The organism is Pseudorhizobium tarimense (assembly GCF_022968135.1).
Classification (GTDB): Bacteria; Pseudomonadota; Alphaproteobacteria; order Rhizobiales; family Rhizobiaceae; genus Neorhizobium; species Neorhizobium tarimense.
In genome coordinates this window covers 145,086-171,335 of the sequence record NZ_JALJRA010000006.1, presented here as the reverse complement: position 1 = coordinate 171,335, position 26,250 = coordinate 145,086, and the positions used below count along the sequence as shown (strand labels likewise).

21 protein-coding genes are annotated in these 26,250 nt (G+C 61.7%); 14 read left to right on the top strand and 7 right to left on the bottom strand.

Translation table 11 applies throughout. From position 1 onward, the window contains the following. Window positions 1–306 precede the first annotated feature (306 nt). Window positions 307–951, bottom strand: coding sequence for a TetR/AcrR family transcriptional regulator (locus MUU54_RS08840; RefSeq protein WP_247243661.1), 645 nt, complete (start codon window positions 949–951; stop codon window positions 307–309). A gap of 157 nt (window positions 952–1,108) precedes the next feature. Here MUU54_RS08840 and MUU54_RS08835 point away from each other — a divergent pair, with 157 nt between their 5' ends. Then, on the top strand, window positions 1,109–2,044 hold the full coding sequence (locus MUU54_RS08835) for an AEC family transporter (protein WP_247243660.1): 936 nt from the start codon (window positions 1,109–1,111) through the stop codon (window positions 2,042–2,044). Here the strand turns inward: MUU54_RS08835 and MUU54_RS08830 are convergent. Continuing rightward, a complete protein-coding gene (locus MUU54_RS08830) occupies window positions 2,026–3,678 on the bottom strand; it encodes an acyl-CoA dehydrogenase family protein (RefSeq protein WP_247243659.1) in 1,653 nt (550 codons plus the stop codon). The genes MUU54_RS08835 and MUU54_RS08830 overlap by 19 nt on opposite strands. 121 nt (window positions 3,679–3,799) lie before the next feature. On the opposite strand from MUU54_RS08830, the gene MUU54_RS08825 reads away from it, so the two are divergent. The 10 genes from MUU54_RS08825 (at window position 3,800) to rpmG (ending at window position 14,759) form a co-directional block, all read left to right on the top strand. Then, window positions 3,800–4,741: an aspartate carbamoyltransferase catalytic subunit gene (locus tag MUU54_RS08825; protein ID WP_247243658.1), complete on the top strand. Its 942-nt coding sequence runs from the start codon at window positions 3,800–3,802 to the stop codon at window positions 4,739–4,741. Further along, complete coding sequence (locus MUU54_RS08820; protein WP_247243657.1) at window positions 4,738–6,027, top strand: dihydroorotase; 1,290 nt, start codon at window positions 4,738–4,740, stop codon at window positions 6,025–6,027. Before MUU54_RS08825 ends, MUU54_RS08820 begins: the two co-directional genes overlap by 4 nt. A gap of 25 nt (window positions 6,028–6,052) precedes the next feature. Further along, window positions 6,053–6,658 carry a glycerol-3-phosphate 1-O-acyltransferase PlsY gene (gene plsY / locus MUU54_RS08815; protein ID WP_247243787.1) on the top strand — a complete coding sequence of 202 codons (606 nt, stop codon included), beginning with the start codon at window positions 6,053–6,055 and terminating at the stop codon, window positions 6,656–6,658. A gap of 2 nt (window positions 6,659–6,660) precedes the next feature. Beyond that, window positions 6,661–6,957, top strand: a complete 297-nt coding sequence (locus MUU54_RS24960) for a hypothetical protein (RefSeq protein WP_354532038.1) — start codon at window positions 6,661–6,663, stop codon at window positions 6,955–6,957. Beyond that, complete coding sequence (locus MUU54_RS24955; RefSeq protein WP_354532068.1) at window positions 6,906–7,253, top strand: DNA-processing protein DprA; 348 nt, start codon at window positions 6,906–6,908, stop codon at window positions 7,251–7,253. Before MUU54_RS24960 ends, MUU54_RS24955 begins: the two co-directional genes overlap by 52 nt. Window positions 7,254–7,661: 408 nt before the next feature. Continuing rightward, the gene (gene topA / locus MUU54_RS08800; protein WP_247243656.1) at window positions 7,662–10,322 is read left to right on the top strand and encodes a type I DNA topoisomerase; all 2,661 of its coding nucleotides are present in this window, start codon (window positions 7,662–7,664) and stop codon (window positions 10,320–10,322) included. Next, window positions 10,319–12,661 carry a ribonuclease R gene (gene rnr / locus MUU54_RS08795; protein ID WP_247243655.1) on the top strand — a complete coding sequence of 781 codons (2,343 nt, stop codon included), beginning with the start codon at window positions 10,319–10,321 and terminating at the stop codon, window positions 12,659–12,661. The genes topA and rnr overlap by 4 nt, the downstream gene beginning before the upstream one ends. 10 nt (window positions 12,662–12,671) lie before the next feature. Further along, entirely contained in the window at window positions 12,672–13,124 is a 453-nt protein-coding gene (locus tag MUU54_RS08790; RefSeq protein WP_247243654.1) for a DUF983 domain-containing protein, read from the top strand. Window positions 13,125–13,314: 190 nt separating this feature from the next. Continuing rightward, window positions 13,315–14,499: an MFS transporter gene (locus MUU54_RS08785; RefSeq protein ID WP_247243653.1), complete on the top strand. Its 1,185-nt coding sequence runs from the start codon at window positions 13,315–13,317 to the stop codon at window positions 14,497–14,499. Between the two features lie 92 nt (window positions 14,500–14,591). Continuing rightward, window positions 14,592–14,759 carry a 50S ribosomal protein L33 gene (gene rpmG / locus MUU54_RS08780; protein ID WP_239999234.1) on the top strand — a complete coding sequence of 56 codons (168 nt, stop codon included), beginning with the start codon at window positions 14,592–14,594 and terminating at the stop codon, window positions 14,757–14,759. A 611-nt stretch (window positions 14,760–15,370) separates the two neighbouring features. Here rpmG and MUU54_RS08775 read toward each other — a convergent pair. Both MUU54_RS08775 and MUU54_RS08770 read right to left on the bottom strand, forming a co-directional pair. Then, window positions 15,371–16,741, bottom strand: coding sequence for a PleD family two-component system response regulator (locus MUU54_RS08775; RefSeq protein ID WP_247243652.1), 1,371 nt, complete (start codon window positions 16,739–16,741; stop codon window positions 15,371–15,373). A 16-nt stretch (window positions 16,742–16,757) separates the two neighbouring features. Next, window positions 16,758–17,129, bottom strand: a complete 372-nt coding sequence (locus MUU54_RS08770) for a response regulator (protein WP_029618618.1) — start codon at window positions 17,127–17,129, stop codon at window positions 16,758–16,760. Window positions 17,130–17,262: 133 nt separating this feature from the next. Here MUU54_RS08770 and MUU54_RS08765 point away from each other — a divergent pair, with 133 nt between their 5' ends. From MUU54_RS08765 to MUU54_RS08755, 3 genes are all read left to right on the top strand, one after another. Then, window positions 17,263–17,571: a DUF3572 domain-containing protein gene (locus MUU54_RS08765; protein ID WP_247243786.1), complete on the top strand. Its 309-nt coding sequence runs from the start codon at window positions 17,263–17,265 to the stop codon at window positions 17,569–17,571. A 97-nt stretch (window positions 17,572–17,668) separates the two neighbouring features. Further along, entirely contained in the window at window positions 17,669–18,958 is a 1,290-nt protein-coding gene (locus MUU54_RS08760; protein ID WP_247243785.1) for a DNA polymerase IV, read from the top strand. A 108-nt stretch (window positions 18,959–19,066) separates the two neighbouring features. After that, window positions 19,067–20,395 carry a L,D-transpeptidase family protein gene (locus MUU54_RS08755; RefSeq protein ID WP_247243651.1) on the top strand — a complete coding sequence of 443 codons (1,329 nt, stop codon included), beginning with the start codon at window positions 19,067–19,069 and terminating at the stop codon, window positions 20,393–20,395. Window positions 20,396–20,411: 16 nt separating this feature from the next. On the opposite strand, the gene dnaE is transcribed toward MUU54_RS08755, so the two are convergent. From dnaE to MUU54_RS08740, 3 genes are all read right to left on the bottom strand, one after another. After that, window positions 20,412–23,900 carry a DNA polymerase III subunit alpha gene (gene dnaE, locus MUU54_RS08750; protein ID WP_247243650.1) on the bottom strand — a complete coding sequence of 1,163 codons (3,489 nt, stop codon included), beginning with the start codon at window positions 23,898–23,900 and terminating at the stop codon, window positions 20,412–20,414. A 312-nt stretch (window positions 23,901–24,212) separates the two neighbouring features. Next, a complete protein-coding gene (locus tag MUU54_RS08745; RefSeq protein WP_247243649.1) occupies window positions 24,213–24,896 on the bottom strand; it encodes an ABC transporter ATP-binding protein in 684 nt (227 codons plus the stop codon). A gap of 14 nt (window positions 24,897–24,910) precedes the next feature. Then, the gene (locus MUU54_RS08740) at window positions 24,911–26,218 is read right to left on the bottom strand and encodes a lipoprotein-releasing ABC transporter permease subunit (RefSeq protein ID WP_247243648.1); all 1,308 of its coding nucleotides are present in this window, start codon (window positions 26,216–26,218) and stop codon (window positions 24,911–24,913) included. Window positions 26,219–26,250 lie beyond the last annotated feature (32 nt).

Here is a 26,250-nt window from a genome sequence, read left to right as displayed (position 1 = left end):
GGTCCTCCTTCCCGGCTGAACAAGGTGAAACTCCACCGACGCCAACCACCTCAGCAGAGCCATCAGGCTCAGCACGAACGCAGGTACGGCAATATCCAGCGCCAGCACCGCGAAAAGCATCGTCATGATGCTTAGCGATGCCCATTCCGAACTTGTCGTTCCCTGCCGCAACGGCTCGATCCGTCCATGGTTAACATTCGATTAACCTTAACTTAGGGGACGCTTCCCAGCGCGCAACGCAATCCGTCACGTATGGTTAACGCGGCGCCCTCAACTGTGGATAAGGTGGCGGCCTTCAGCCGAATCCTAGCCGTAGATGCCGCGCACGAGGCGGCGCACGGAAGACGTCACCTTGTCCCAGTCCTTCTCGCTGCGGAGCGGAAGGCCAGCAAACTCGCCTGTTGCGACGGAGGAGATGACGAGGTGCTGGATTGCAGCAAAGAGGATGCCGTTGACCGTTGGCGCATCGACGCCCTTGGGCGCCGATAGACTGCCACGCATGCGATCGAGCCACTTCGCCAATGCCCGCGACCGCGCCTCGGCCAGCCGTCTCACCTGCGGCGTATCCTTCGAGACTTCCCAGGCGATGATTTTGCAGACGAGCGGATCGTGACGCAGCGCGTCCATGTAGAGAAGCGCCAGGCGTTCCATCAGGTCGCCATAGGTGAGCAGGAACATGCCGCCCGTGTCTTCCGGAATGCGGTCCTTCACCCAATCGCCGAGATCGGCGCCGATGGCATCGAGAAGGCCGTCCAGGCCGCCGTAATAGCGGTAGATCAATTGCTTGTCGCAGCCTGCCCGCCGGGCAATGGCGTTGATGCCGAAGTGCTGGAACCCCTCCTCCGCCAGCAGATCCCGCGCCGCGTTGAGAATGGCGGATTCGGTCTGGGCGCGGTTCTTGACGCGCTTCTCCGGCACGGACGGGGCGAAAGCTTCCTCGACTGCAAGCATAGACGGTACTCCAACGGCTTCATCGCCGATAAGCCGCAAGACGACGCGGCACAATGCGCCACGCTTAGCCATTCACAGAATTGGCAGGCATTGCGCCAGCTCCGGCATGCCGCTAAGCCTCGCTCACCCCTTTCGCCCCTTCCCAGACTGGCTTTTCATGCTGATCATCTTCGAGAGTATCCTGCCGATCTTCCTTCTCGTCCTGCTTGGCGTGGCGCTGAAGCGCAGCCCGCTCATCAACGGGACTTTTTGGGAAGGGCTCGAACAGTGCGGGTACTATGTGTTGTTTCCCGCTCTGCTTTTTCACACGCTGGCAACGGCCGATTTCTCCAGCATGGAGATCGGCACGCTTGGCTTCACAGCCGTCATCGCCGTGCTGCTGATGTGCGCGCTCGTGCTGGCGCTCTGGGTGCCGTTCAAGCGGCTGGGTGTTGCCCCTTCCGCCTTCAGCTCCGTCTTCCAGACGGCGACGCGATGGAACGCGTTCATCGCGCTTGCGATCGCGCAAAAGATCTACGGTGAATTTGGATTGACGGTGGTGGCGCTGGTGATGGCGGTGATCATCGTTCCGATCAACCTTATCAATGTCAGCGTTCTCTTGTGGTTCTCCGGCAGCAGGACGACCTACCGGGCTTTCCTGCTGCGGATCGTGACCAACCCGCTCATCATCAGCAGCATGCTCGGGGTCGCGGTCAACCAGATCGGGGTGCCCATCTACGCCCCGCTGATGACGACGGTCGATCTCGTCGCGAGGGCAGCGCTCAGCCTCGGGCTGATCGCGGTCGGCGCTGGGCTGCGGGTCTCGGATGCCCTGAAGCCGCATCCGCTGGTGCTCCTGTCGTCGGCACTGAAGCTCGCGTTCTTCCCGATGCTGATGGTCGCCTGCGCACTGCTTGCCGGTGTCACCGGGCCGGCGATTGCGTTGCTTGCCTTGAGCGCCAGCGTCCCCACGGCCATGAACGGCTATATCCTCGCCAAGAAGATGGGTGGCGATGCCGAACTCTATGCGGCGACAGCCACCGTGCAGACGGTCATCTCGTTCCTGACGGTTCCGCTCGTCCTGATGGCCGCCGATCAGCTCGCGGCAGGATAGAGTAGGTCAACGATGTAGCTTGCATCGAAGCGTGCATCGAGCATGCCGTAAGTGGAGCGCCAGCCACCAGCGAGCCGCGTCTCCAGGAATGCATCGGCAATTTTGCCCGCGCCCAGGCGTGCAAGCTCCGCAGCACCCGCTGCCAGCGCCAACTGCTCCACCAGGAGACGCGCTGCGCCCTCGTCCGTTTCGCAGAGCGCCATCGCAGCCCGCAGCACCTCGATCGTCTTGCGCCCGGATGCGCCGAGATCACGCTCAAAGCCGGCAAGCACCATGTCGAACAGATCCTTGCCGCGCGACAAAACCCGCAGGACATCAAGCGCCATCACGTTGCCGGAACCTTCCCAGATGGCGTTGACCGGAGCTTCGCGATAATGCCGCGCCACCGGCCGTTCCTCGACATAGCCGTTGCCGCCAAGGCACTCCATCGCTTCGTAGATCAGCGACGGCGCGATCTTGCAGTTCCAGTATTTGATCACCGGCGTCATCACGCGGGCGTAAGCTGCGTCCGCGGGATTTGCGGCAGCCCGATCAAATGCGTCCGCCAGACGGAAGGCAAGCGCGGTGGCCGCTGCAACGTCAAGCGCCATGTCCGCCAGAACCCGCGTCATCAGCGGCTGGTCGATGAGGTTCTTCCCGAAAACGCTGCGGCCGCGGCAGTGATGGACCGCCTCGGCGAGCGAAGCCCGCATGATGCCGGCGGAGGCCAGCGCACAATCGAGCCGCGTCAAGGTCACCATGTCCAGAATGGTGCGGATGCCGGCACCGGGCTCGCCCAGCAGATAGCCGAAGGCATCGGTGAATTCGACTTCCGACGAGGCATTGGAGCGGTTGCCGAGCTTGTCCTTCAGGCGCTGGAACTGAAGGCCATTGGCCGAGCCATCCTCCAGGAGACGCGGCACCAGGAAGCAGCCGATTCCTTCGTTTGTCTTCGCCAGCATGATGAAGGCATCGCTCATCGGCGCCGACATGAACCACTTGTGGCCTGACAGGCGATAGATGCCCTCGCCCACCCGCTCTGCCGTCGAGCGGTTGGCCCTCACGTCCGTGCCGCCCTGCTTTTCGGTCATCCCCATGCCGAGCGTGATGGCGCTCTTCTGCAGCGCCGGCCGATTGGACGAATCGTACTTTCGCGACAGGATCTTCGGTGCCCACTCCTTCTGCACCCGTGGGGAGGCCATCAGGGCGGCAACGGATGCGCTCGTCATGGTAAGCGGGCAGAGGTGACCGCACTCCAGCTGCGCCGTCAGGTAGAAGCGGGTGGCGCGGGCCTTGTGTTCACTGCCCTTGGCCTCGGGGATACCTTCCCATACGGACGAATGCAGGCCGATGGACATCGAGCGACGCATCAGCGCGTGCCAGGCCGGATGGAACTCCACGACATCCAGCCGCTCTCCGCGCGGCCCGTGGGTGCGCAGCTTCGGCGGGCTTTCATTCGCCATCCGCGCCAGTTCCTGCGCCTCCGGCGAGGTGGAGTAGTGGCCGATCGAATCGAATTCCTCGCGCAGGCTGCGGTGCAGGCCTGCGGTGAGGTCGACGATCAAGGGATCCGATCTGTAGGCGTTGATGCCGGACCAGGGGTGGGGCTGGTTCAGCTCTGCAAGCTTTTGTTCTGTCCGGCTATTCTGTGTCATGCTTGGCTTCTAGCCCGTTTCTCTGAAAAATGCATGAGGATGAGCGGACTTTTCCCGCCCCTTCGCTTGCCGGTTTCACAGCCAGTCATTATAGACGCCCGAACGCAAGCGGAGACGCCCCATGGTCTTCTTCCCTCACCGCCATCTCCTCGGCATCAAGGGACTCACCGAACAGGACATTACGTATCTTTTGGACAAGGCCGACGAGGCGGTTCAGATCAGCCGCCAGCGGGAAAAGAAGACCTCGACGCTGCGGGGGCTGACACAGATCAACCTCTTCTTCGAAGCCTCGACCCGGACGCAATCCTCCTTTGAACTCGCCGGCAAGCGCTTGGGCGCCGACGTCATGAACATGTCTGTCGGCAACTCTTCGGTGAAGAAGGGCGAGACGCTGATTGATACGGCGATGACGCTGAATGCCATGCACCCGGACGTGCTGGTGCTGCGGCATTCCTCGGCCGGCGCTGCGGCATTGCTTGCTCAGAAGGTCGCCTGCTCCGTCGTCAATGCCGGCGACGGGCAACATGAACATCCGACACAAGCGCTTCTGGATGCGCTGACGATCCGCCGCGCGAAAGGCAAGCTGTCGCGCATCATCGTTGCCATCTGCGGCGACGTGCTGCATTCGCGGGTTGCGCGTTCCAACATCCTGCTGCTGAATGCCATGGGCGCGCGCGTGCGCGTCATCGCGCCGGCAACTCTCCTCCCCTCCGGCATCGCGCAGATGGGAGCGGAAGTGTTCCACTCGATGGAAGAGGGTCTGAAGGATGCCGACGTGGTGATGATGCTGCGCCTGCAGCGGGAGCGCATGTCCGGCTCCTTCGTCCCCTCGATCCGCGAATACTTCCACTTCTACGGCCTTGATGCCGAAAAGTTGAGGACGGCCAAGGAGGATGCGCTGGTCATGCATCCGGGTCCGATGAACCGCGGTGTCGAAATCGCTTCCGAAGTTGCCGACGGACCGCAGAGCGTAATCGAGCAACAGGTTGAAATGGGGGTCGCCGTGCGCATGGCCGTGATGGAGACGCTGCTTCTGTCGCAAAACCAGGGGCCACGGGCATGACACGGTCCCTCGTCCTCAACAACGCCCGCATCATCGACCCGTCCCGCAATCTCGACGAAGTCGGCACTATCATCGTCGGCGAGAATGGCCGAATTCTCGCCGCCGGCGCCGACGCCCGCAATCAGGGCGCGCCGGAAGGTGCGGGGATCCGTGATTGTCGCGGACTTCTGGCGGTTCCTGGTCTGGTGGATGCACGTGTGTTCGTCGGCGAACCCGGCGCCGAGCACCGCGAGACAATCGAGTCGGCAAGCCGTGCTGCGGCCGCCGGCGGCGTCACCTCATTTATCATGATGCCGGATACCGATCCGGTGCTCGACGACATCGCGCTCGTGGAGTTCGTCAAGAAGACGGCCCGCGACAAGGCTTCCGTCAACGTTTATCCCGCTGCTGCCGTGACCAAGGGGCTTGCCGGCAAGGAGATGACGGAGATTGGCCTCCTGCAGCAAGCGGGCGCCGTCGCCTTCACCAATGGCCGGCGCGGACTGTCCGATACCCTGGTCCTGCGGCGGGCGATGACCTATGCACGGGAATTCGGCGCCGTGATCGCGCTCGAGCCGCGTGAAAAATACATCGGCAACGGCGTTATGAACGAAGGCCTGTTCGCAAGCTGGCTCGGGCTTGCCGGGGTGCCGAAGGAAGCCGAGATCATCCCGCTCGAGCGCGACCTGCGGATGGCCGGCCTCACAGGGGCCAAATATCACGCGGCCAAGATATCGGTGCCGGAATCGGCGGAAGCCATGCGGGTAGCGCGCAAGCGCGGCGCCAACGTTACTTGTGCCATCTCGATCAACCACCTGTCTCTCAACGAGAACGACATCGGCGAATACCGGACCTTCTTCAAACTCTCGCCTCCACTTCGGACGGAGGGCGACCGCGTTGCTATGGTCGAGGCGCTTGCCGACGGGACGATCGACATCATCGTCTCCTCCCATGATCCGCAGGACGTCGATACGAAGCGCCTGCCCTTCGCCGATGCGGCGGATGGCGCTGTGGGTCTTGAAACGATGCTGGCTGCGGCGCTTCGCCTGCACCACTCCGGACAGGTTCCATTGATGCGCCTCATCGATGCCATGTCGACTCGACCGGCGCAGATCTTCGGGTTGGACGCCGGCACCTTGAAGCCGGGCGCGAAGGCCGACATCACGCTCATCGATCTCGACGAGCCCTGGTTGGTTGCCAAGGACATGCTCCTGTCGCGCTCCAAGAATACACCCTTCGAAGACGCTCGCTTCTCCGGTCGCGCTGTGGCGACCTATGTCGGCGGCGCCTGCGTCCATTCGCTCTGAGGAGAACGAGCCGGTGAACGACCTGATGAACTGGCAGATCGGTGGCGGCGTCGCCGTTGCGGCTATCGTGCTCGGTTACCTGCTGGGCTCCATCCCCTTCGGGCTTATCCTGACGCGGGCAGCCGGGCTGGGTGATATCCGCTCGATCGGATCCGGCAATATCGGCGCAACCAATGTCTTGCGGACGGGTAACAAGAAGCTTGCAGCCGCTACACTTCTTCTCGACGCGCTGAAGGCGACGGCCGCGGCTGTTGCGGGTACATATATCGCAGGGCCTGAAGCCGGCCTTCTGGCGGGCTTGGCAGCCTTTCTCGGTCATCTGTTTCCGGTGTGGATCGGCTTCAAGGGCGGCAAGGGCGTCGCCACCTATGTCGGCACGCTTCTCGGCGTCGCACCGCTTTGGGTTCTCGTTTTCGCCGCCGTGTGGCTGACGGTTGCCTTCGTCAGCAAGTATTCCTCGCTGTCGGCCCTGGTGGCGACGCTTGTGATTCCGGTCGCTTTGTGGGTAATGGGCGAAGAAAAGATCGCCCTTGTCATGGCGATCATGACGGCGGTCTCCTGGTGGCGGCACGAAACCAATATCAGACGGCTGCTGGCAGGGACTGAAGGCAAGATCGGCCAAAAGGGATAGCAATGCCTGAGGGCGGCGCAAGACCAAACGGGAGTGCGCTCACCGACAGGCAAAGGGTTGCCTGGCTTCGCCTCATCCGCAGCGACAATGTTGGCCCCGCCACCTTCCGCGATCTCATCAACCATTCCGGCTCTGCAGAAGCGGCGCTCGACCTGCTGCCTGAGCTTTTTAGCCGAGGCGGCGCGTCCTGCACGATCCGCATCGCTTCCAAAGAGGATGCCGAACGTGAGCTGGAGTTGCTCAACGTCTGCGCACGCGGGTCGTCGGCATCGGGGACGCGGACTATCCGCCGGCCCTGAGACAGATCGAAGGCGCGCCTCCCGCTTCTCGCCGTCAAAGTATATTCGGCGACCGCCGCCTCCCCTTGGTTCGGCATCGTCGGCTCGCGCAATGCCTCCATCAGCGCGCGAAGGTTGCGGCGATGATTGCGCGCGAGGCCGGCCGCGCCGGCTACACCATCACCTCGGGCCTAGCCCGCCGCATCGACACCGCCGCTCATCGGGCTAGCCTTGATGCGGGCACGATCGCAGTACTTGCCGGCGGGCTGGATCAACTTCACCCCGGAGGACTTGTCTCTATTTCCGTGGTTGACTGAGCGAGGGCGCCGGCCGCGCTGCACGTCGCCGGCTTCCACATAGGCCATCTCGATCAGGTAGCAGAGCATGCTCGCTCCTTCCTTAGAGGCCACTGGTGCAACTGGCCCAGCATCTACCGGATGTCGGCGATAGCCTCTCCGTTGCCGGAAGTATGACGTTCCGAACCCATGATACATCCTGTCCAAGTTGCGCCTCTCCAAGCAGGAGAACCCACGCTCCGAGGAGAAGATACCTCACTCACCGTGAATTGTAACCGTCAGATTCAATCCTCTATAGGTTGCATAGCGTTGCAAGGCTAATTTGACCCTGCCACTTGACCGGGACGAAAAGGCCATCCATGTCGGATCCCAGATCGGCCCGGAACTCTCACGCAATTCCGGGCGCCGCCTCACGTTAGAGAAGTGCACATGAATGTTGTCGTCGTAGAATCTCCGGCCAAGGCCAAGACCATCAACAAGTATCTTGGCTCGGGCTACAGGGTTCTCGCATCGTTTGGTCACGTGCGCGACCTTCCTGCAAAGGACGGATCGGTTCTGCCTGATCAGGACTTCGAGATGTCTTGGGAAGTCGACAGCGCGTCTCAGAAGCGGATGAAAGACATCGCCGACGCCGTCAAAGACTCCGACGGACTGTTTCTCGCGACCGACCCGGACCGGGAAGGAGAAGCCATTTCCTGGCACGTGCTCGACCTCCTGAAGAAGAAGCGCGTGCTCGGTGACAAGCCGGTGAAGCGGGTCGTATTCAACGCCATCACCAAGAAGGCGGTTCTCGACGCCATGGCGAGCCCGCGCGACATCGACGCGCCGCTGGTGGATGCCTATCTCGCGCGCCGCGCCCTAGACTATCTGGTCGGGTTCAACCTTTCGCCGGTGCTGTGGCGCAAGCTGCCGGGCGCTCGCTCGGCCGGCCGCGTGCAGTCTGTGGCCCTTCGCCTCGTCTGCGATCGCGAGACCGAGATCGAACGCTTCGTTTCGGAAGAATACTGGAACCTCTCCGCACTGCTGCGGACCCCGCGCGGCGACGAATTCGAGGCGCGGCTTGTCTCTGCCGACGGAAAGCGGCTGCAGAACCGCTCGATCAAGACCGGCGATGATGCCAACCGGCTGAAGGCACTCCTCGACGGCGCCAGCTACCTCGTCGAAAGCGTAGAGGCCAAGCCTGTCAAACGCAATCCTGGCCCGCCCTTCACGACCTCGACCCTGCAGCAGGCCGCTTCGTCCAATCTCGGTTTCAATGCCTCGCGGACAATGCAGGTGGCGCAGAAGCTTTATGAAGGCGTGGATATCGGCGGGGAGACCGTCGGTCTCATCACCTATATGCGTACCGACGGCGTACAGATGGCGCCCGAGGCGATCGACGGTGCGCGGCGCGCCGTCCAGGATCAGTTCGGCGAGCGCTACGTGCCTGAGAAGCCTCGCTTCTATTCGACGAAGGCGAAGAACGCGCAGGAAGCCCACGAAGCGATCCGCCCGACCGACTTCAGCCGCTCGCCCGAAAAGGTGCGCCGCTATCTCGATGCGGACCAGGCGCGTCTTTACGAGCTGATCTGGAAGCGCGGCATCGCCAGCCAGATGGCGTCCGCCGAAATCGAGCGCACCACCGTCGAGATCACCGCCGACAATGGCGGCCAGAAAGCGGGCTTGCGCGCAGTGGGCTCCGTGATCCGCTTCGACGGCTTCCTCGGCGCCTATATGGACCAGCGCGAGGAAGGCGACAAAGGCGAGGACGACGACGAGGACGGTCGCCTGCCGGAAATCAACGCCCGGGAAAAGCTGAACAAGAACAAGGTGAACGCAAGCCAGCACTTCACCGAGCCGCCGCCGCGCTATTCCGAAGCGTCGCTGATCAAGAAGATGGAAGAGCTCGGCATCGGGCGTCCCTCCACCTATGCAGCGACGCTGAAGACGCTGAGTGACCGCGAATACGTGACGGCGGAAAAGCGAAAGCTCATCCCGCAGGCAAAGGGCCGCCTGGTGACGGCCTTCCTGGAGAACTTCTTTACCAAGTATGTCGAATACGATTTTACGGCGGATCTCGAGGAAAAGCTCGACCGCATCTCCGCCGGGGAGCTCGACTGGAAGCAGGTTCTGCGGGAATTCTGGCGGGACTTCTTCGCCCAGATCGAGGACACCAAGGAGCTGCGGGTCACCAACGTGCTCGACGCCTTGAACGAGGCGCTGGCACCGCTTGTCTTCCCGAAGCGGGAGGACGGCAGCGATCCGCGCATCTGCCAGGTCTGCGGTACAGGGCAGCTGTCGCTGAAGCTCGGGAAATACGGTGCCTTCGTCGGCTGCTCCAACTACCCGGAATGCAACTACACGCGCCAGCTGTCATCCGAAGGCGCGGAGGCCGAGGCAAACGGTCTGAACGAGCCGAAGGCGCTCGGTGCCGATCCGATGACGGGCGAGGAGTTGACCCTCCGCTCGGGTCGCTTCGGGCCCTATATCCAGCGCGGCGAAGGCAAGGACGCCAAGCGCGCTTCGCTGCCGAAGGGCTGGAAGCCGGAAGAGATCGACCATGAGAAGGCATTGGCGCTGATCAACCTGCCGCGCGACATCGGAAAGCATCCGGAATCGGGTAAGATGATCTCCGCCGGCATCGGCCGCTATGGCCCCTTCCTGCTGCACGAAGGCACCTACGCGAACCTGGAGACGGTCGAAGATGTCTTCACCATCGGGCTCAACCGTGCCGTCACCGTACTCGCCGAAAAGCAGGCCAAAGGACCCGGCGGTCGTGGACGCGGAACACCGGCTGCTCTGAAGACGTTGGGGGATCATCCGGATGGCGGGGCCGTCACCGTCCGGGATGGGCGCTACGGTCCCTATGTCAACTGGGGCAAGGTGAACGCCACGCTGCCGAAGGGCAACGACCCTCAGTCGGTAACGCTGGAAGAAGCCATGGCGCTCATCACTGAAAAGGGCGGCAAGGCGGCTCCGGCCAAGAACAAGCCGGCAAAGGCGGCCTCCGGCGAGAAGGCTGCATCGAAGACCAAGTCTGCCGCCAAGCCGAAGGCGAAAGCGGCGGCAAAGGCGAAGGCAGCAACGAAAGCGAAGAAGACGGCCACGTGACGAGACAACCGCGCGAGAAAAGCCAGACCAAGGCTGCAACGGCAGGCAAGTCGGCTTCAGGAGAGAAAGCGCCGATTATCCACGGAGCCGTGCCGCCGCGCGAGGTCCTTCTCGAATTCATTGCGGACAATCCGGACAGGGCTTCCAAGCGGGAGATCGCGAAGGCGTTTGGCCTGAAGGGTGAGGCCCGCGTTGAACTGAAGGATCTGCTGCGCGATCTGGAGGACGAGGGGCTATTGAAGAAGAGCCGCAAGTCACTCTCTCGGCCCGGCGCCCTCCCCCCCGTCACCGTTCTCGACATCACCACCCGCGACAAGGAGGGCGAACTGATCGGCCGGCCGGCCGAATGGCCGGAGGACCAGGGGACTGCTCCAGCCGTCCTGATCCGCCAGACATCGGACAGCCGCGGCAAGGGAAAAACGCCCGCTGCCGGACTCAACGACCGGGTACTTGCGAAAATCTTCGCCAACAAGGACAGATCGGGTCCGGCCTATACCGCACGCGTCATCAAGATCATCGATCGTCGCAAGGGCGCCTCTCTCGGCGTCGTGCGGATGACCGAGCACGAGACACGGCTGATGCCGATCGAGCGGCGCGGCGAAGAGATGGTCATCGAGACCGACGGCCTCGGCGATGCCAAGGACGGCGACCTGGTCGAGGTCGAACTCGTCCGCAGCGGCCGCTTGGGTCTGTCGCGTGCGCGAGTGCTGTCCGTTGTTGGCTCCGTCGGTTCGGAGAAGGCGATTTCGATGATCGCCATCTATGCGCACGGCATTCCGCATGTGTTTCCCCAGGCGGTCCTGGACGCGGCAGAGGCCGCCCGCCCTGCGCCAATGTCGAAGCGGGAGGACTGGCGCGACGTGCCGCTCATCACGATCGACCCTGCCGACGCAAAAGACCACGACGACGCCGTCTATGCCGAGCCGGATCCCTCGCCCGACAATCCTGGCGGCGTGATCGTCACTGTCGCCATCGCAGACGTGTCCTGGTACGTGCGTACGGGCTCTCCTCTGGACCGCGAAGCATTGAAGCGCGGCAACTCGGTTTATTTCCCGGATCGCGTTGTCCCGATGCTGCCGGAACGCATCTCCAACGACCTCTGCTCGCTTCGCGAAGGCGAGGACCGGCCGGCCATCGCCGTTCGGATGGTATTTTCCCATGAAGGCCGCAAGGCGGGACATACCTTCCATCGCATTATGATGAGGAGCGCCGCAAAGCTCTCCTACCAGCAGGCACAGGCGGCCATCGATGGTAAGCCGGACGAAAAGACAGGTTCCCTGCTCGAGCCGATCCTGAAGCCGCTCTGGAATGCTTATGCCATCATGAAGCGCGGCCGCGACCGTCGACAGCCACTCGAACTCGACATGCCGGAGCGCAAGCTGATCCTGAAGCCGGATGGTACGGTCGACCGCGTGCATATTCCCGAGCGGCTCGACGCCCACAAGCTGATCGAAGAGATGATGATCCAGGCGAACGTAGCGGCTGCTGAGACGCTGGAGAAGAAGCGCCAACCGCTCGTCTATCGAGTTCACGATGCGCCGGCGCTGTCGAAGCAGGAAACGCTGCGGGAGTTTCTGGCCACCATAGGGCTCGCCATGGCGAAGGGCGGGCAGCTTCGCGCCAACTCCTTCAACGGCATCCTGGCGCGTGCGCTCGATACGCCTCACCAGACGATGGTCAACGAAATGGTGCTCCGCTCGCAGAGCCAGGCAATCTATAGCCCCGAGAACATCGGGCACTTCGGCCTCAACCTGATGAAGTACGCGCACTTCACCTCGCCAATCCGCCGCTATGCCGACCTGATCGTGCATCGTGCGCTCGTCGGCTCGCTCGGACTCGGCGAAGGCGCCATCACGCCGGAAGAGGAAGCGGCGCTCGACGACATTGCCGCCGAGATCTCTACGTTCGAACGGCGGGCGATGGCGGCCGAGCGAGATACAATCAACCGCCTCATCGCACACCACCTGAGCGGACGCATCGGCCAGGACTTCGAAGCGCGCGTCGCGGGCGTGACGAAGGCAGGGCTTTTTGTCACGCTCCCAACCTATGGCGCCGACGGCTTCGTGCCCATATCTACGCTTGGAACGGACTATTTTATCTATGATGAGGCGCATCAGGCCTTGATCGGCGAGAAGAGCGGCCTCGGCTACCAGCTGGGAGATTCAGTAGAGGTGAAGCTTGTGGAAGCCATTCCACTTGCCGGCGCCTTGCGCTTCGACATGCTGAGCGAAGGCCGCAAGATGCCGGCCGCCGCCCGATCCTTCCACAAGTCCGGTCGACGCGATCGCTCGCAGCGTCGGGTCAAGCCGGGCACGCGGCCGCCCCGCGGGCGGCGATAGGAGCAGAAAAATGCAGAAGACCGGCGAGCAGCCAGTTCAGTTTGGCGGGGGCGCTTCGGATGAGCGTTCGCCGGTGGGCTCGATTATCCGCGGAATGAAGAGCCGTTGCCCTTCCTGCGGCACTGGTCGGCTTTTCCGCGCCTTTCTCAAGCCGGTAGATGAATGCGCAGTCTGCGGGCAGGAGATGTACCACCATCGCGCCGACGACCTTCCTGCCTACCTCGTGATCTTCGTTGTCGGGCACGTGCTGCTCACAGGCTACATGCTGACCGAAATGATCTTCATCCTGTCGCCGTGGGTCCACCTGGCCATCTGGATTCCGCTTGCGGTGTTGGCGGCGCTTCTGACGATCCAGCCGATCAAGGGCGGTGTCATCGGTCTGCAGTGGGCCTATCACATGCATGGATTCGGAGGCGATTCGGAGGAGGAGATGATGCGCCGGCACGGTGGCTCCGAGCCATGACCGGCAAGAAGCGATGCTGCAGGCCGAACACGTCACAGCCCCGTTCTTCATTACCCCCACCTATAAGCTTCCCGTTCTCGAAGATGTCAGAATCACACTGGAGATTGATGTCCTGCTGAAACGCGGAATGGCCATGCACAATTTGATGCTTCATGGACGGTTCATCCGGCCCGCAAACTAGAGATCCAGGATGTCCCGTCCCAAGAACCACCTGAACGGTCACCTCGAAGAAATCCATTGGCCCTCTCTCGTTGCAGCGATCTCCGCCATCAGTGCGGTCGGTATCGCGATCGGCCTCGGCCTGCCTCTGCTCAGCATCATCCTGGAGAAGCGCGGCATCTCCTCGACGCTGATCGGACTGAACACGGCGATGGCTGGCATTGCCGCAATGGTCGCCGCACCCATCACCACGCGATTGGCGCATGACTTTGGTGTTGCGCGGACAATGCTGTGGGCGGTCGCGGTGTCGGCCGTCAGTGCGCTCGGTTTCTATTACGCGGAGGCGTTCTGGCTGTGGTTTCCGCTCCGCTTCGCATTCCACGGCGCAACGACGACGCTCTTCATCCTCTCTGAATTCTGGATCAATGCGGCAGCCCCGCCGCGGCGAAGGGGCCTTGTGCTTGGCATCTATGCGACGGTGCTCTCCGTCGGGTTCGCGATGGGGCCGCTGATCTTCTCGGCCATCGGCAGCGACGGCATCATGCCCTTCCTTGTGGGAGCTGGCGCAATCTCGCTTGCCGCAATACCGATCTTCATCGCCCGCAACGAGAGTCCGGTGCTTGATGAAAAGCCGGGACGCCATTTCTTCCGTTACATCTTTCTCGTACCGACGGCGACGGCTGCGGTCTTCGTCTTCGGCGCGGTCGAGGCCGGCGGTCTGTCACTGTTTCCGGTCTACGCCCTCCGGTCAGGCTTCAACGAGTCGCAAGGAGCGTTGCTGCTGACGGTCATGGGCATCGGCAACATGATCTTCCAGATCCCGCTCGGCATGTATTCCGACAAGCTGAGCGACCGGCGTCCCCTGCTCGCGGCCATGGCGGTGATGGGGCTGATCGGTTCGCTCCTCCTTCCTCTGCTGATCGAGAACTGGGTGCTGACAGCGCTCGTCCTCCTGTTCTGGGGCGGCTGTGTGTCCGGTCTGTATACCGTCGGCCTCGCACATCTGGGATCGCGACTCACCGGTACCGATCTTGCAGCCGCCAACGCTGCCTTCGTCTTCTGCTACGCGGTGGGCACCGTGGCGGGCCCCCAGGCGATTGGAGCTGCCATCGACGTTACCGGCAACAACGGATTTGCATGGGCGCTGGCGGCTTTCTTTGGTCTTTATGTCGTGTTGTCCATCGGCAGGTTCCTTTTTAGACCGAAACGGACTTGACTTTTCGGGCGCGATTTGTAGTTTCGCGCCAGATTTCGCCGTGGACACCATCCGGCCGTCCGCGGCTTCATTTTTCCTAAAGGCAGAGCACCATGGCGAAAGCTACAACCATCAAGATCAAGCTGTTGTCGACGGCAGACACCGGTTTCTTCTACGTGACCAAGAAGAACAGCCGCACCTTCACGGACAAGATGTCCAAGACGAAGTACGACCCGATCGCCAAGAAGCATGTCGAATTCAAGGAAGCCAAGATTAAGTAATTGATTGGCTCCGGCTCGAAGGCGCGAACCGAAAGGTGTCGCGCCTTTTTTGTTGCGCATGGATCGCAAAGAAAAAGCGCCGCTCTGGCAAGGAGGCGGCGCTTTCAATTGGGGGTCGACCGGTCGCAAGGCGGCACGAGGAACCGCTTTTATATGCAGACCGATCGACCGACCCCACGATCCAGGAGATGCGGCGGACCTGAGCATCATGGGGTATCTCAAACCCGAAAGGCGTAGGTATTTCTGCATTTAGAATCGCGCAAAGCGGATGGAAAATCAACAAATTCTTGAACGCCGCTCGGAGCACGTCTTAAGTTGGTTAAAATTGCGAGATGTTGAATCTGTGTCGCAATAAATCCATCGCCCGCCTTGAAGATAAACATCCCTTCATTACAGCTTTTTTACAACCTCTCTCACCGGCGACAGCTGCGACATCTATCCTTCGCAACAGCACCTCAAGAGTATCAACCTCGACCGACCCCTGCTCCTTGCAACAGAGGAAGTTAGTAAGACATTTCCAACAGATGCCTCAGCCAACGGTCTTGCAGATCTTGCACCTGAACTTGCGTGGCATCATGAGCGCACCGTCTTTTGCCTTCACGGCCACTTGCTCAGGCGGCAGCAGCAACGACCCTATTGCGGCCGCCATTCTTCGCCTCGTAGAGCGCCTTGTCCGCCTGCTTGAGTAACTGCTCCGGCGTTTCCGCCCCCTGCTCGTTCGAGGCGATCCCCAGCGAGGCGGTGATGTTCAGTGTTACGCCCGCGCGGCAAAGCACGAAGGGTTCGTTTTCAATCAGGCCACGCAGACGTTCTGCAATCAGGCGCGCAAGTGAGGCGTCTGTATCGGGCATCACCACGACAAACTCCTCCCCACCGTAGCGGCAGGCGAGATCGGCACCGCGAACCGTGGAGCGGATGCGAGCGGAAAATTCCTTCAGCACCTCGTCTCCCGCGTCGTGGCCGTAGGTATCATTCACCTGCTTGAAGCGGTCGATATCTGTGATGCAGACGGAAAGCGCGCGACCACGAGCGGCGGCGCGATTGAACAGGGTCTTCAGATGGCTGTCGAGATAGCGACGATTGTTGAGGCCGGTCAGTCCGTCGGTCACGGCCAACTCGATCGTCTGGCGCACGCTGGTCCGGAGCCTGTCGTTGTAACGCTTTCGCTTTATCTGCGTCAGGCTGCGCGCCACCATCTCGTTCGGATCGATGGGCCGGATGATATAGTCGTTGACGCCGATGTCGAGGGCACGCACGATCACATCTTCCGCACCCGGCTCCGTCACCAGAAGAAGCGGCAGAAAGCGCGTCCGCTCCAGCGACCGGAGTTGGGAGCAGAGGCGGAGCGGGTCGTATTCGTCGAGGCTGGCATTGACGATGACGAGGTCGAACGGGTTCTCAGCCGCCTCGAATAGGGCTGCCTGCGGGTCCGACATCGCGACTACCTGCGCAACTGGCTTCAGCGCCTTGATGATGCGCTCCTGCGAACTTGCTCGGCTATCGACGAGAAGCACCTGCCCCGGTTCTTCGCGGCCATCCGCGCCCTTCAGCATTTCTTCAAGGCCGATATTGTGGGCGGTGTCGGCGCGGATGCGCAGTTCGTCGCTCAGGGTCTTCAGGCGCACAAGGCTCTTCACCCGCGAGATGAGTTGCAGGTCGTTGACGGGCTTGGTGAGGAAATCGTCAGCACCGGCCTTGAGCCCGCGCACTCGGTCCGCCGGCTGGTCGAGGGCGGTGACCATGACAACGGGAATATGGGCCGTCCGCTGATCAGCCTTCAGCCGCTCGCAAACTTCAAAGCCGCTGATGCCAGGCATCATGATGTCGAGCAGGACGAGATCGACATGAGTGCTGTTGCAGATCTCGAGTGCCTTGAAGCCATCATCGGCCGTCAGAACGTCGAAGTACTCGGCCAGCAGCCGCGCCTCGAGCAGCTTCACGTTGGCGGGGACGTCGTCAACTACCAGGATGCGCGCCGTCATGACCAGTCCCCTCGCCTCATGCGTCGCCCAGATATGTCTTGATCGTCTCGATGAACTTCGGAACCGAGATCGGCTTGGAGACATAGGCCTCGCAGCCGCCCTGTCGGATGCGCTCCTCGTCGCCCTTCATTGCAAAGGCCGTGACTGCAATCACCGGGATGATGTGCAGTTCATCATCCTCCTTCAGCCACTTGGTCACCTCAAGGCCAGAGACTTCCGGCAGCTGTATATCCATCAAGATGAGATCCGGACGGTGCTTGCGTGCAAGGTCCATCGCCTCCATGCCGTTACGCGTCTGGATGGTTTCATAGCCGCAAGCTTCGATCAGATCGCGGAAGAGCTTCATATTGAGCTCATTGTCTTCGACAATCATGACCCGCTTGGGCATGCGGCTGTCCTCAAATCCTGCCTGGAACCCTTCGATATCGAGTATATCTAGTTGCGCCGAAGCCGATTTCACTTTGTATGTGGAATCGACCCTAGGAGCATTTGGTTGAAAAAGAGGTAACCCGTTGACTGCAATGCGCCGCGATTCCAAAAACGCCACGCTCGGTGCTGAACAGGCAGAACAGACGGCCATCGCAATCCTTGGCTGGCTTGCCTGCGAACCAGAGATGCTGGGACGTTTCCTGGCACTTTCAGGCCTGGACGCGAGCCAGCTGCGAGGCGCCGTGAACGATCCGGGCTTCCTCGCCGGCATGATCGACTTCCTCGTCAGCCACGAACCGTCGCTGCTGTCGTTCTGCCAAGCCACCGGGACGGCACCGGAAACGGTGGAAGGAGCCTGGCGGCACTACTCCAAGCCAGGGCTTGATTCTGGCCAGTACTGACGAAGTTGTGCGTGACACATCGCTAGCGTTTCATTGCGGTTGAGCCGAGAACTCAGCAGGCGTAGTGTCGGCGCGTTCAACTTCTGTTCCGCCGACCATGGACACTTCCAAGACAAGACCAGGTTTCTGCCGCGACTGCCTTGCGGAGCAGAAGGCGTACGTGCGCCGCTGCTACAGGTGTGGCAGCCCCCGTCTGGTCTACCATCCGGAGATCCACCAGCTTTCGCTCGCTCATATTGATTGTGATGCCTTCTATGCCGCCATCGAGAAACGGGACGATCCGGAGCTTGCGGACAAGCCGGTGATCATCGGCGGCGGCAAGCGCGGCGTCGTCTCCACGGCCTGCTACATCGCCCGCATCCACGGCGTTCGCTCCGCCATGCCGATGTTCAAGGCGCTGGAGGCCTGCCCAGACGCCATCGTCATCCGGCCCAACATGGAGAAGTACGCGAAGGTCGGGCGAGAGGTGCGGCAGATGATGCTGGAACTCACACCGCTCGTACAGCCGCTCTCCATCGATGAGGCCTTCCTCGACCTCGCAGGCACCGAGCGCCTGCATCACGATACGCCCGCACGCACGCTTGGGAAGTTCGCCAAACGGGTGGAGGCTGAAGTCGGCATCACCATCTCGATCGGCCTCTCCTACTGCAAGTTCCTGGCGAAGGTCGGCTCGGACCTGCAGAAGCCTCGCGGCTTTTCGGTCGTAGGGCGGGAAGAGGCGCTGGCATTTCTGGCGCCTCGGCCGGTGACCACCATCTGGGGCGTCGGCAAGGCGTTCAATGCGACGCTGGAAGCGGATGGGATTCGGACGGTCGGCCAGTTGCAGACGATGGAGGAGAGCGATCTGATGCACCGCTACGGGTCAATGGGCCAGCGCCTGTTCCGCCTTTCCCGTGGCATCGACGACCGAGAGGTCCATCCCAACGATCCCGCCAAGAGCGTATCTGCCGAGACGACCTTCTTCGAAGACATTTCCCGTCACGAGGACCTGGTGCCAATCCTGCGGCGTCTGTCGGAAAAAGTCTCTGCGCGCCTGAAGAAGCAATCAGTGGCGGGGCACACGGTGGTGCTGAAGCTCAAGACTTTCGACTTCAAGAGCCGCACGCGAAACCGCCGGCTGGAGGACCCGACGCAGCTTGCGGACCGGATCTTCCGCACGGGACTGACGCTGCTGGAGCGCGAGACCGACGGTAGCCGCTTTCGGCTGATCGGGATTGGCGTGACCGATCTCTGTGATCCGGCGAGAGCTGATCCGCCGGACCTCGTGGACCGGGACGCTGGCCGTCGTGCGGCCGCAGAGGCGGCGATGGATCGCCTGCGCGATAAGTTCGGCAAGGCTGCCGTGCAGACCGGCTACACGTTCGGAACTCGCCGCGGCGATCAATGAAAATTGATCGCAAGCGAGCTGGTTAACCGCATTCCACAATCGGCCGGAAAATCTTCATTAAATCCTCTGCGCTATGTTGCCCGCCGAGTACTGCGTAAGAGGTCATTCATGCTGCGTCGCATCGCGTTCGGTCTCGGGCTCCTGTCCGCGACCATGCTTTCCCATTCCGTCCTTGCCGAAACCGCACCCACGTTGCAGATCATCGTCTCGAAGGACAACCAGACGATGACTGTCTACGACGGCGACAAGGTCGTTGGCACCTCGCGGGTCTCCACGGGCAAGGCCGGTCATCGAACGCCGAGCGGCATCTTCTCGATCCTGGAGAAGCGCAAATACCACGAGTCCAATATCTACTCGAACGCGCCCATGCCGTTCATGCAGCGCCTGACATGGTCCGGAATTGCGCTGCATGAGGGGCATGTGCCCAGCTATCCGGCATCTCACGGCTGCGTGCGCATTCCCTCCGATTTTGCCAAGACCCTTTTCGGCATGACGGAGCGCGGCGTTCATGTGGTGATCTCGGATGAACAGGTGATCCCGGTTCCGATCCGCCACGCCAATCTGTTTGAGCCGCTGAAGCCGCTGCCCACGGAGCCGCTGATGTCGGACATCGAACTCAGGCCGACGGTGAAGCGAAAGACTTCTGCGCCTTACGAAGTGGCGATGAACTCGGCTGAACGATCGCCGGACATGACCGTGACCTCTTCCATTTCCATGGAGGAGGACCCTGCGCCGTTGAAGATGCTGATCAAGCGTCGGGACCAGCGCGACACGATCCTGGATGTCCAGGCGATGCTCAACGAGCTTGGGTTTGATGCCGGCACGCCGGATGGGCTCGCAGGCTCCATGACGCGCTCGGCTATTGCCGGCTACAAGCGCTGGAAGGAGTTGCCAGCAGGCGGCGAGCTTCTGACGCAAGAGTTTCTTGATGCCCTCTACCGTTCTGCAGGACGCGACAAGCCACCGGCCGCACAGCTCATGGTCCGGCAGAACTTCAAGCCAGTATTTGAAGCCCCGATCGGCCTCAGCAGGCCGGAGATCCCGCTTGGGACCCATTTCTTTACGGCAAGCGACGTCGACAGGAAGCACGAGACCGCAAAATGGCATGCGCTTACGCTTACAAACGTACTGAGCCCGAGCGAACGGCAACGGATGGGCATCAAGGCGGACGCGCTGCCTTCGACCGCCACAGAGGCACTCGACCGGCTGGACATCCCGTCCGACATTCGCGAGCGTATTGGCACGCTGTTGAGCGAGGGAAGCTCACTGACGGTCACCGACGAGGGGCTGGGGCCGGAAACCGGCAAGGGCACCGACTTCATCACCCTGACCCGCTCGAGCGCTACAGTGGCCGTGACCAAGCCGGAACCTGCGCAGAAGCCGCAGCGCCGTCGGGCGGCACCCCGTTCCTACCGCAACGGCGTCGGGCTCTACTAAGCCCGAAGCGCCCCAACTAAGAGACGAGTTCCACGTCCACCACACCGGGCGCCGCTCTCAAAGCAGCGGCGATCTCCGGTGAGATCCGGAACTTCTCCGTCAACTCGACCTCGATCTCTCGCCGGCCGTCTTCCTTGATCACGATAAAGGAGACCAGCCCGTCGCCCTTGGCATTCAGGTGCCGCGCGACGGTCTTCAGGGGGCCGGAATCGCGCACATAGACCCGCAATGCCTTCTGCATGCGCACCGATTGCTCCTCGAGCGATGCCGCCGTCTGGATGCGCAAGCCGATGCCTTCCGGCCGCTCATCTGCCTGCACGGTAATGACGAGCGACTTGCCGGGCTCCAGCAGGTCTCGGTACTGCGCGAGCGCTTCAGAGAAGAGAACCGCTTCATACTGCCCCGAGGCGTCCGAGAAGGTGACGATGCCCATCTTGTTGCCGGTGCGCGTCTTGCGCTCCTGACGGCCGGTCACGGTGCCCGCCAGCCGCCCGGCCGTTGCCCCCTGCTTCACAGCGGCAGAGAACTCGGCAAAGTTCTGAACGCGCATCTTCGCCAGCACGTCATTGTAGGAATCGAGCGGATGCGCCGAAAGGTAGAAGCCGAGGACCTGATACTCCCGCATCAGCTTTTCGGATGGCATCCATGGGCTGAACGGCGGGAAGACGAGCGTCTCCGGCCCCGTTGCCGAGGAAGACCCAAACATGTCCGACTGGCCGCTCGTCTTGTTCTCCTGCGCCCTCTGGGCATAGCCGATGATGCGGTCGAGCCCGCCGACCAGTTCGGCACGGTCGTGGCCGAAGCAATCGAAGGCACCGGCGGAGATCAGGCTTTCCATGACGCGGCGATTGATCTGCTTCGGATCAATCCTCAGGCAAAAGTCTTCGATGGACGCGAAAGGCTTGTCGCCGCGAACCTCGACGATGTGCTCGACCGCCGATTCGCCGACGCCCTTGATGGCGGCGAGCGCGTAGTAGATCTTGTTGTCGTCGGTCTCGAAGCGGCGGAACGAGGTCTGCACGGACGGCGGCACAACGGCGATGCCAAGACGTGCTGCATCCTGCCGGAAGTCGTTGAGCTTGTCGGTGTTCGCCATGTCGAAGGTCATCGACGCGGCGAGAAACTCCGCCGGGTAATGTGCCTTCATGAAGGCGGTCTGGTAAGAAACGATCGCGTAGGCGGCCGCGTGCGACTTGTTAAAGCCGTAATTTGCGAACTTGGCGAGCAGGTCGAAGATCAGGTCGGCCTGGGGTTTGGACACGCCGTTCTTGATGGCGCCATCGACGAAGCGGGCCCGTTGCTTGTCCATCTCCTCCTTGATCTTCTTGCCCATCGCGCGGCGCAGAAGGTCGGCTTCACCGAGCGAATAGCCGGACAGAACCTGGGCGATCTGCATCACCTGTTCCTGATAAACGATAACGCCTTGGGTCTCCTTCAGAAGATAATCGATCTTCGGATGGATCGACTCGATCTCTTCCTCGCCGTGCTTTCGCGCGTTGTAGACCGGGATGTTCTCCATCGGGCCCGGGCGGTAGAGGGCAACGAGCGCGATGATGTCTTCGATGCAGTCCGGGCGCATGCCGATCAGCGCCTTGCGCATGCCGGCACTTTCCACCTGGAAGACGCCGACGGTTTCGCCGCGCGAGAGCATCTCGTAGGTCTTCTGATCGTCGAGCGGAATTTTGGCGAGATCCACGTGAATGCCGCGCTTTGCGACGTAATCCACGGCCGTCTTCAAGACGGTGAGCGTCTTCAGGCCGAGGAAGTCAAACTTCACTAGACCCGCTTGCTCCACCCACTTCATGTTGAACTGGGTGACCGGCATGTCGGAACGCGGATCGCGGTACATTGGCACGAGTTTGGAGAGCGGCCGGTCGCCGATCACGATACCGGCCGCGTGCGTCGAGGCATGACGGTAAAGACCCTCGATCTTCTGGGCGATGTCGAGAAGGCGCGCGACGACCGGCTCCTTCTCCGCCTCCTCCTGCAGCTTGGGCTCCTCCTCGATCGCCTTGGAAAGCGGAGTCGGATTGGCCGGGTTGTTCGGCACCAATTTGCAGATCTTGTCGACCTGGCCATAAGGCATTTCGAGCACGCGGCCGACGTCGCGTAGCGCTGCACGCGCCTGAAGCGAACCGAAGGTGATGATCTGCGCTACCTGCTCGCGACCGTATTTCTGCTGGACGTAGCGGATCACCTCCTCGCGGCGATCCTGGCAGAAGTCAATATCGAAGTCGGGCATCGAGACGCGTTCGGGGTTGAGGAAGCGCTCGAACAGCAACGAGAAGCGCAGCGGGTCGACATCGGTGATGGTCAGCGCGTAGGCGACCAGGGAGCCGGCACCCGAACCACGCCCCGGGCCGACCGGGATGTCCTGCTGCTTGGCCCATTTGATGAAGTCGGAAACGATCAGGAAGTAGCCCGGGAACTTCATGCGCTCGATGACACCGAGTTCGAAATCCAGACGTTCCCGATAGTCCTGCTCAGTGTAGCCGGGCGTCATGCCGAGCTCGGCAATGCGGCGCTCTAAACCCTCGACCGACTGCCGCCTCAGTTCCGCAGACTCGGCCCGTTCGGCCTCTTCCGGGTCGTCTGTCGCGCCGGTAAAGCGCGGCAGAATCGGCTTGCGCGTATCCAGGATGAAGGAACAGCGCTGGGCGATCTCAACCGTGTTCTCCAATGCCTCGGGAAGATCGGCAAAGAGAGCTGCCATTTCGGCTCTGCTCTTTAGGTAATGGTCCGGCGTCAGCCGGAATCGGCTGTCGTCGGAAACCATCGCGTTGTGGGCGACCGCCATAAGCGCATCATGAGCATCGTAGTCGCTGCGCGACGGAAAGAAGGCCTCGTTGGTCGCCACCAGCGGCAGGTCATGCTCATAAGCAAGGTTGATGATCTTGTTCTCGTGGCGGCGGTCATAGCCACCATGGCGCTGCAACTCCACGTAAAGACGATCGCCGAAAAGCTCCTTCAGACGCAGCAGCCGCTTCTGCGCGTTCGCAGCATTGCCTTCCTTAAGACAGGCATCGACAGGCCCGTTGCGCGCGCCCGTAAGAGCGATCAGCCCGGCGGTGCCTGCTTCTTCAAGCCATGAGGCGCGGATGTGCAGCGCCTGTTGTCCTTCGCCGCCGAGATAGGCGCGGCTGACGAGGTCGACGAGGCGCTCGTAACCCTCTGCCGTAGAGGCAAGCAGGATGATCGCGGGGGGCTTGGGAAGCTGGCCGCCGCGCCTGTCGTCCGTCTGGTCTTCCATGTCGATGGAGATCTGACAGCCGATGATAGGCTGCAGCCCCTCGCCGATCGCCTTCTGCGCGAACTCCAGCGCGACGAAGAGGTTGTTCGTATCGGTGATGGCGATGGCAGGCTGCTTGTCCGCCACCGCCTTGGAGAGGATCTTCTTGAGTGGCAGCGCACCTTCGAGCAGCGAATAGGCCGAGTGCACCCGCAGATGAACGAATTCCGGAGCGTCACCGCCCACATTCGCCAATTCTCCCGCCGTGTCTGCCATGCTCGTCACTCACCTTATGAATCAGGTGATTTTCCGGCGGACGGAGAACGAAGTCCAGTTCAGATGGTAGTCTTCAACGGCTTTCGTCGCCTGAGGTTACATTGCCATCATCAGCATCGAAAGGCTTGCGACGAAAGTCGCAATGGAAGCAAACGCGGCAATGTCACGAATGAGGTCAGTCATTGTCATCTCCTTTGTTCCTGTATGTTTTATTTTTGTTCCCTTTTTGTGCTCGCGTCAAGAACAAGAACAAAAAGAAAACGCCTGTGAGGGCGTTTTCGGTAAACAGCAGGTTAAGGCGATGGTGAGGAGCTAGAAATCGACGACCCTGCCGCCATCGATCGTGACGCGGCGGTCCATGCGGGCGGCAAGATCGTGGTTGTGGGTGGCAATCATCGCCGCAAGCCCGGACTGACGCACCAAGGCTTCGAGCGCATCGAAGACGTAGGATGCCGTTTTCGGGTCGAGGTTGCCCGTCGGTTCGTCGGCCAGGAGGACGCGCGGGGCATTGGCAACGGCACGGGCGATTGCCACGCGCTGCTGCTCGCCGCCGGAGAGTTCGGCAGGGCGATGATCTCCCCGATGGCCGATGCGCATGTAGTCCAGCAGCTGCGCCGCCCGCTCCTTGGCCTCGGCCTCGCGAAGACCGGCAATCAGCTGCGGCATCATGATGTTCTCGAGCGCGGAGAACTCTGGCAGGAGGTGGTGAAACTGGTAGACGAAGCCAATTTCGCTGCGGCGGATGGCTGTTCTTTCGTCATCAGACAATCCGTTGCAGGACTTTCCGCCGATGATCACCTCGCCGCCATCCGGATGCTCCAGCAGGCCGGCGAGGTGTAGCAGCGTCGACTTGCCGGTGCCTGACGGTGCCACCAGAGCAACGGTCTCGCCACTCCGGAGCTCGAAGTCGGCGTCCTTCAGGATGGAGAGCATCATGTCGCCTTCGCCATAATGGCGCTCGATGGACTTCAGCTGCAGAACGGTTTTGGATGCCATGAAGAAGGTAGGTCCTATTCGTACCGGAGGGCCTGGACAGGGTCGAGCTTGGACGCGCGCCATGCGGGGAAGATCGTTGCCAGGAACGACAGTACCAGGGCCATGACCACGACGGAGAACGTCTCACCGAAGCTCATTTCCGCCGGCAACTGGCTGAGGAAGTAAAGTTCCGGATCGAAGAGCACGGTTCCCGAAACCCAGGAGAAGAACTGGCGGATGGATTCGATGTTGAGGCAGACGATCACCCCGAGCAGAACGCCTGCCAACGTTCCCACCGTGCCGATCGCAGCACCGGTCATGAAGAAGATGCGCATGACGGCGCCGGAGCTGGCACCCATCGTGCGCAGGATCGCAATATCGCTCCCCTTGTCCTTCACCAGCATGATGAGGCCGGAAATGATATTGAGCGCCGCGACCAGCACGATCAGCGTCAGGATCATGAACATCACGTTGCGCTCGACCTGAAGCGCTGAGAAGAAGGTCTGGTTGCGCTGGCGCCAGTCGGTGATGTGGATCTGCCGCCCCGCTGCCGCCTCCACCAACGGACGCAGCCCGTCCACCGCATCCGGATTGTCGATGAAGAGTTCGATCGACTGCACCAGACCGTCGGCATTGAAGTAGAGCTGCGATTCCTCAAGCGGCATGTAGATCATCGTTGCGTCGTATTCCGACATACCAATCTCGAAGACGCCCGAGACCGGGTAGGATTTCACGCGGGGATTGACGCCCATCGGCGTGACGTCGCCTTCCGGCGAGATCAGGGTGATGTCGTCGCCAGCATTGATGCCGAGCGAGGCGGCCAGACGCGATCCGACGAGCACGCCCTGCCCTGACGCAAAGCCGACGATGTCGCCCTGGCGGATGTTGCCCGCAACCTCCTGGAGCTTCTCCAGATCCTCCGGACGAACGCCGCGCACGAGGGCACCGGATCCAGCGCCACCGCGGCCGGAGGCGAGCGTCTGCCCCTCAACCAGGGGAAGCGCCATGCGAACGCCGGGAACGGCTTCAAACTTCACTGCAAGATCCGCGTAGTCGGTGAAGGGCCCGTCGATCGGCTGGACGATCATGTGGCCATTGATGCCGAGGATGCGGGAGATCAACTCTGTGCGAAACCCGTTCATCACGGCCATCACGATGATGAGGGTGGCCACTCCCAGCATGATGCCGATGAAGGAAAAGCCGGCGATGACGGAGATGAAGGCTTCCTTGCGCCGGGAGCGAAGGTAGCGCCAGGCTACCATCCGTTCAAAGGCAGAGAATGGCTTTGCCGCAGGGCCGTGGCCGCTTGCTTCCGTTCCGCGATCGGCTGCCACGCTTGCCATGCTCCGTCCTCTACCCGTTTCCTCGACTGCCG

Excerpts from the sequence above, each read along its gene's own strand:
- MUU54_RS08840 (WP_247243661.1), bottom strand. The coding sequence starts at position 951 with ATGCTTGCAGTCGAGGAAGCTTTCGCCCCGTCCGTGCCGGAGAAGCGC.
- MUU54_RS08835 (WP_247243660.1), top strand. The coding sequence starts at position 1,109 with ATGCTGATCATCTTCGAGAGTATCCTGCCGATCTTCCTTCTCGTCCTG.
- MUU54_RS08830 (WP_247243659.1), bottom strand. The coding sequence starts at position 3,678 with ATGACACAGAATAGCCGGACAGAACAAAAGCTTGCAGAGCTGAACCAG.
- MUU54_RS08825 (WP_247243658.1), top strand. The coding sequence starts at position 3,800 with ATGGTCTTCTTCCCTCACCGCCATCTCCTCGGCATCAAGGGACTCACC.
- MUU54_RS08820 (WP_247243657.1), top strand. The coding sequence starts at position 4,738 with ATGACACGGTCCCTCGTCCTCAACAACGCCCGCATCATCGACCCGTCC.
- plsY (WP_247243787.1), top strand. The coding sequence starts at position 6,053 with ATGAACTGGCAGATCGGTGGCGGCGTCGCCGTTGCGGCTATCGTGCTC.
- MUU54_RS24960 (WP_354532038.1), top strand. The coding sequence starts at position 6,661 with ATGCCTGAGGGCGGCGCAAGACCAAACGGGAGTGCGCTCACCGACAGG.
- topA (WP_247243656.1), top strand. The coding sequence starts at position 7,662 with ATGAATGTTGTCGTCGTAGAATCTCCGGCCAAGGCCAAGACCATCAAC.
- MUU54_RS08790 (WP_247243654.1), top strand. The coding sequence starts at position 12,672 with ATGCAGAAGACCGGCGAGCAGCCAGTTCAGTTTGGCGGGGGCGCTTCG.
- MUU54_RS08785 (WP_247243653.1), top strand. The coding sequence starts at position 13,315 with ATGTCCCGTCCCAAGAACCACCTGAACGGTCACCTCGAAGAAATCCAT.
- rpmG (WP_239999234.1), top strand. The coding sequence starts at position 14,592 with ATGGCGAAAGCTACAACCATCAAGATCAAGCTGTTGTCGACGGCAGAC.
- MUU54_RS08775 (WP_247243652.1), bottom strand. The coding sequence starts at position 16,741 with ATGACGGCGCGCATCCTGGTAGTTGACGACGTCCCCGCCAACGTGAAG.
- MUU54_RS08770 (WP_029618618.1), bottom strand. The coding sequence starts at position 17,129 with ATGCCCAAGCGGGTCATGATTGTCGAAGACAATGAGCTCAATATGAAG.
- MUU54_RS08765 (WP_247243786.1), top strand. The coding sequence starts at position 17,263 with ATGCGCCGCGATTCCAAAAACGCCACGCTCGGTGCTGAACAGGCAGAA.
- MUU54_RS08760 (WP_247243785.1), top strand. The coding sequence starts at position 17,669 with ATGGACACTTCCAAGACAAGACCAGGTTTCTGCCGCGACTGCCTTGCG.
- MUU54_RS08755 (WP_247243651.1), top strand. The coding sequence starts at position 19,067 with ATGCTGCGTCGCATCGCGTTCGGTCTCGGGCTCCTGTCCGCGACCATG.
- dnaE (WP_247243650.1), bottom strand. The coding sequence starts at position 23,900 with ATGGCAGACACGGCGGGAGAATTGGCGAATGTGGGCGGTGACGCTCCG.
- MUU54_RS08745 (WP_247243649.1), bottom strand. The coding sequence starts at position 24,896 with ATGGCATCCAAAACCGTTCTGCAGCTGAAGTCCATCGAGCGCCATTAT.
- MUU54_RS08740 (WP_247243648.1), bottom strand. The coding sequence starts at position 26,218 with ATGGCAAGCGTGGCAGCCGATCGCGGAACGGAAGCAAGCGGCCACGGC.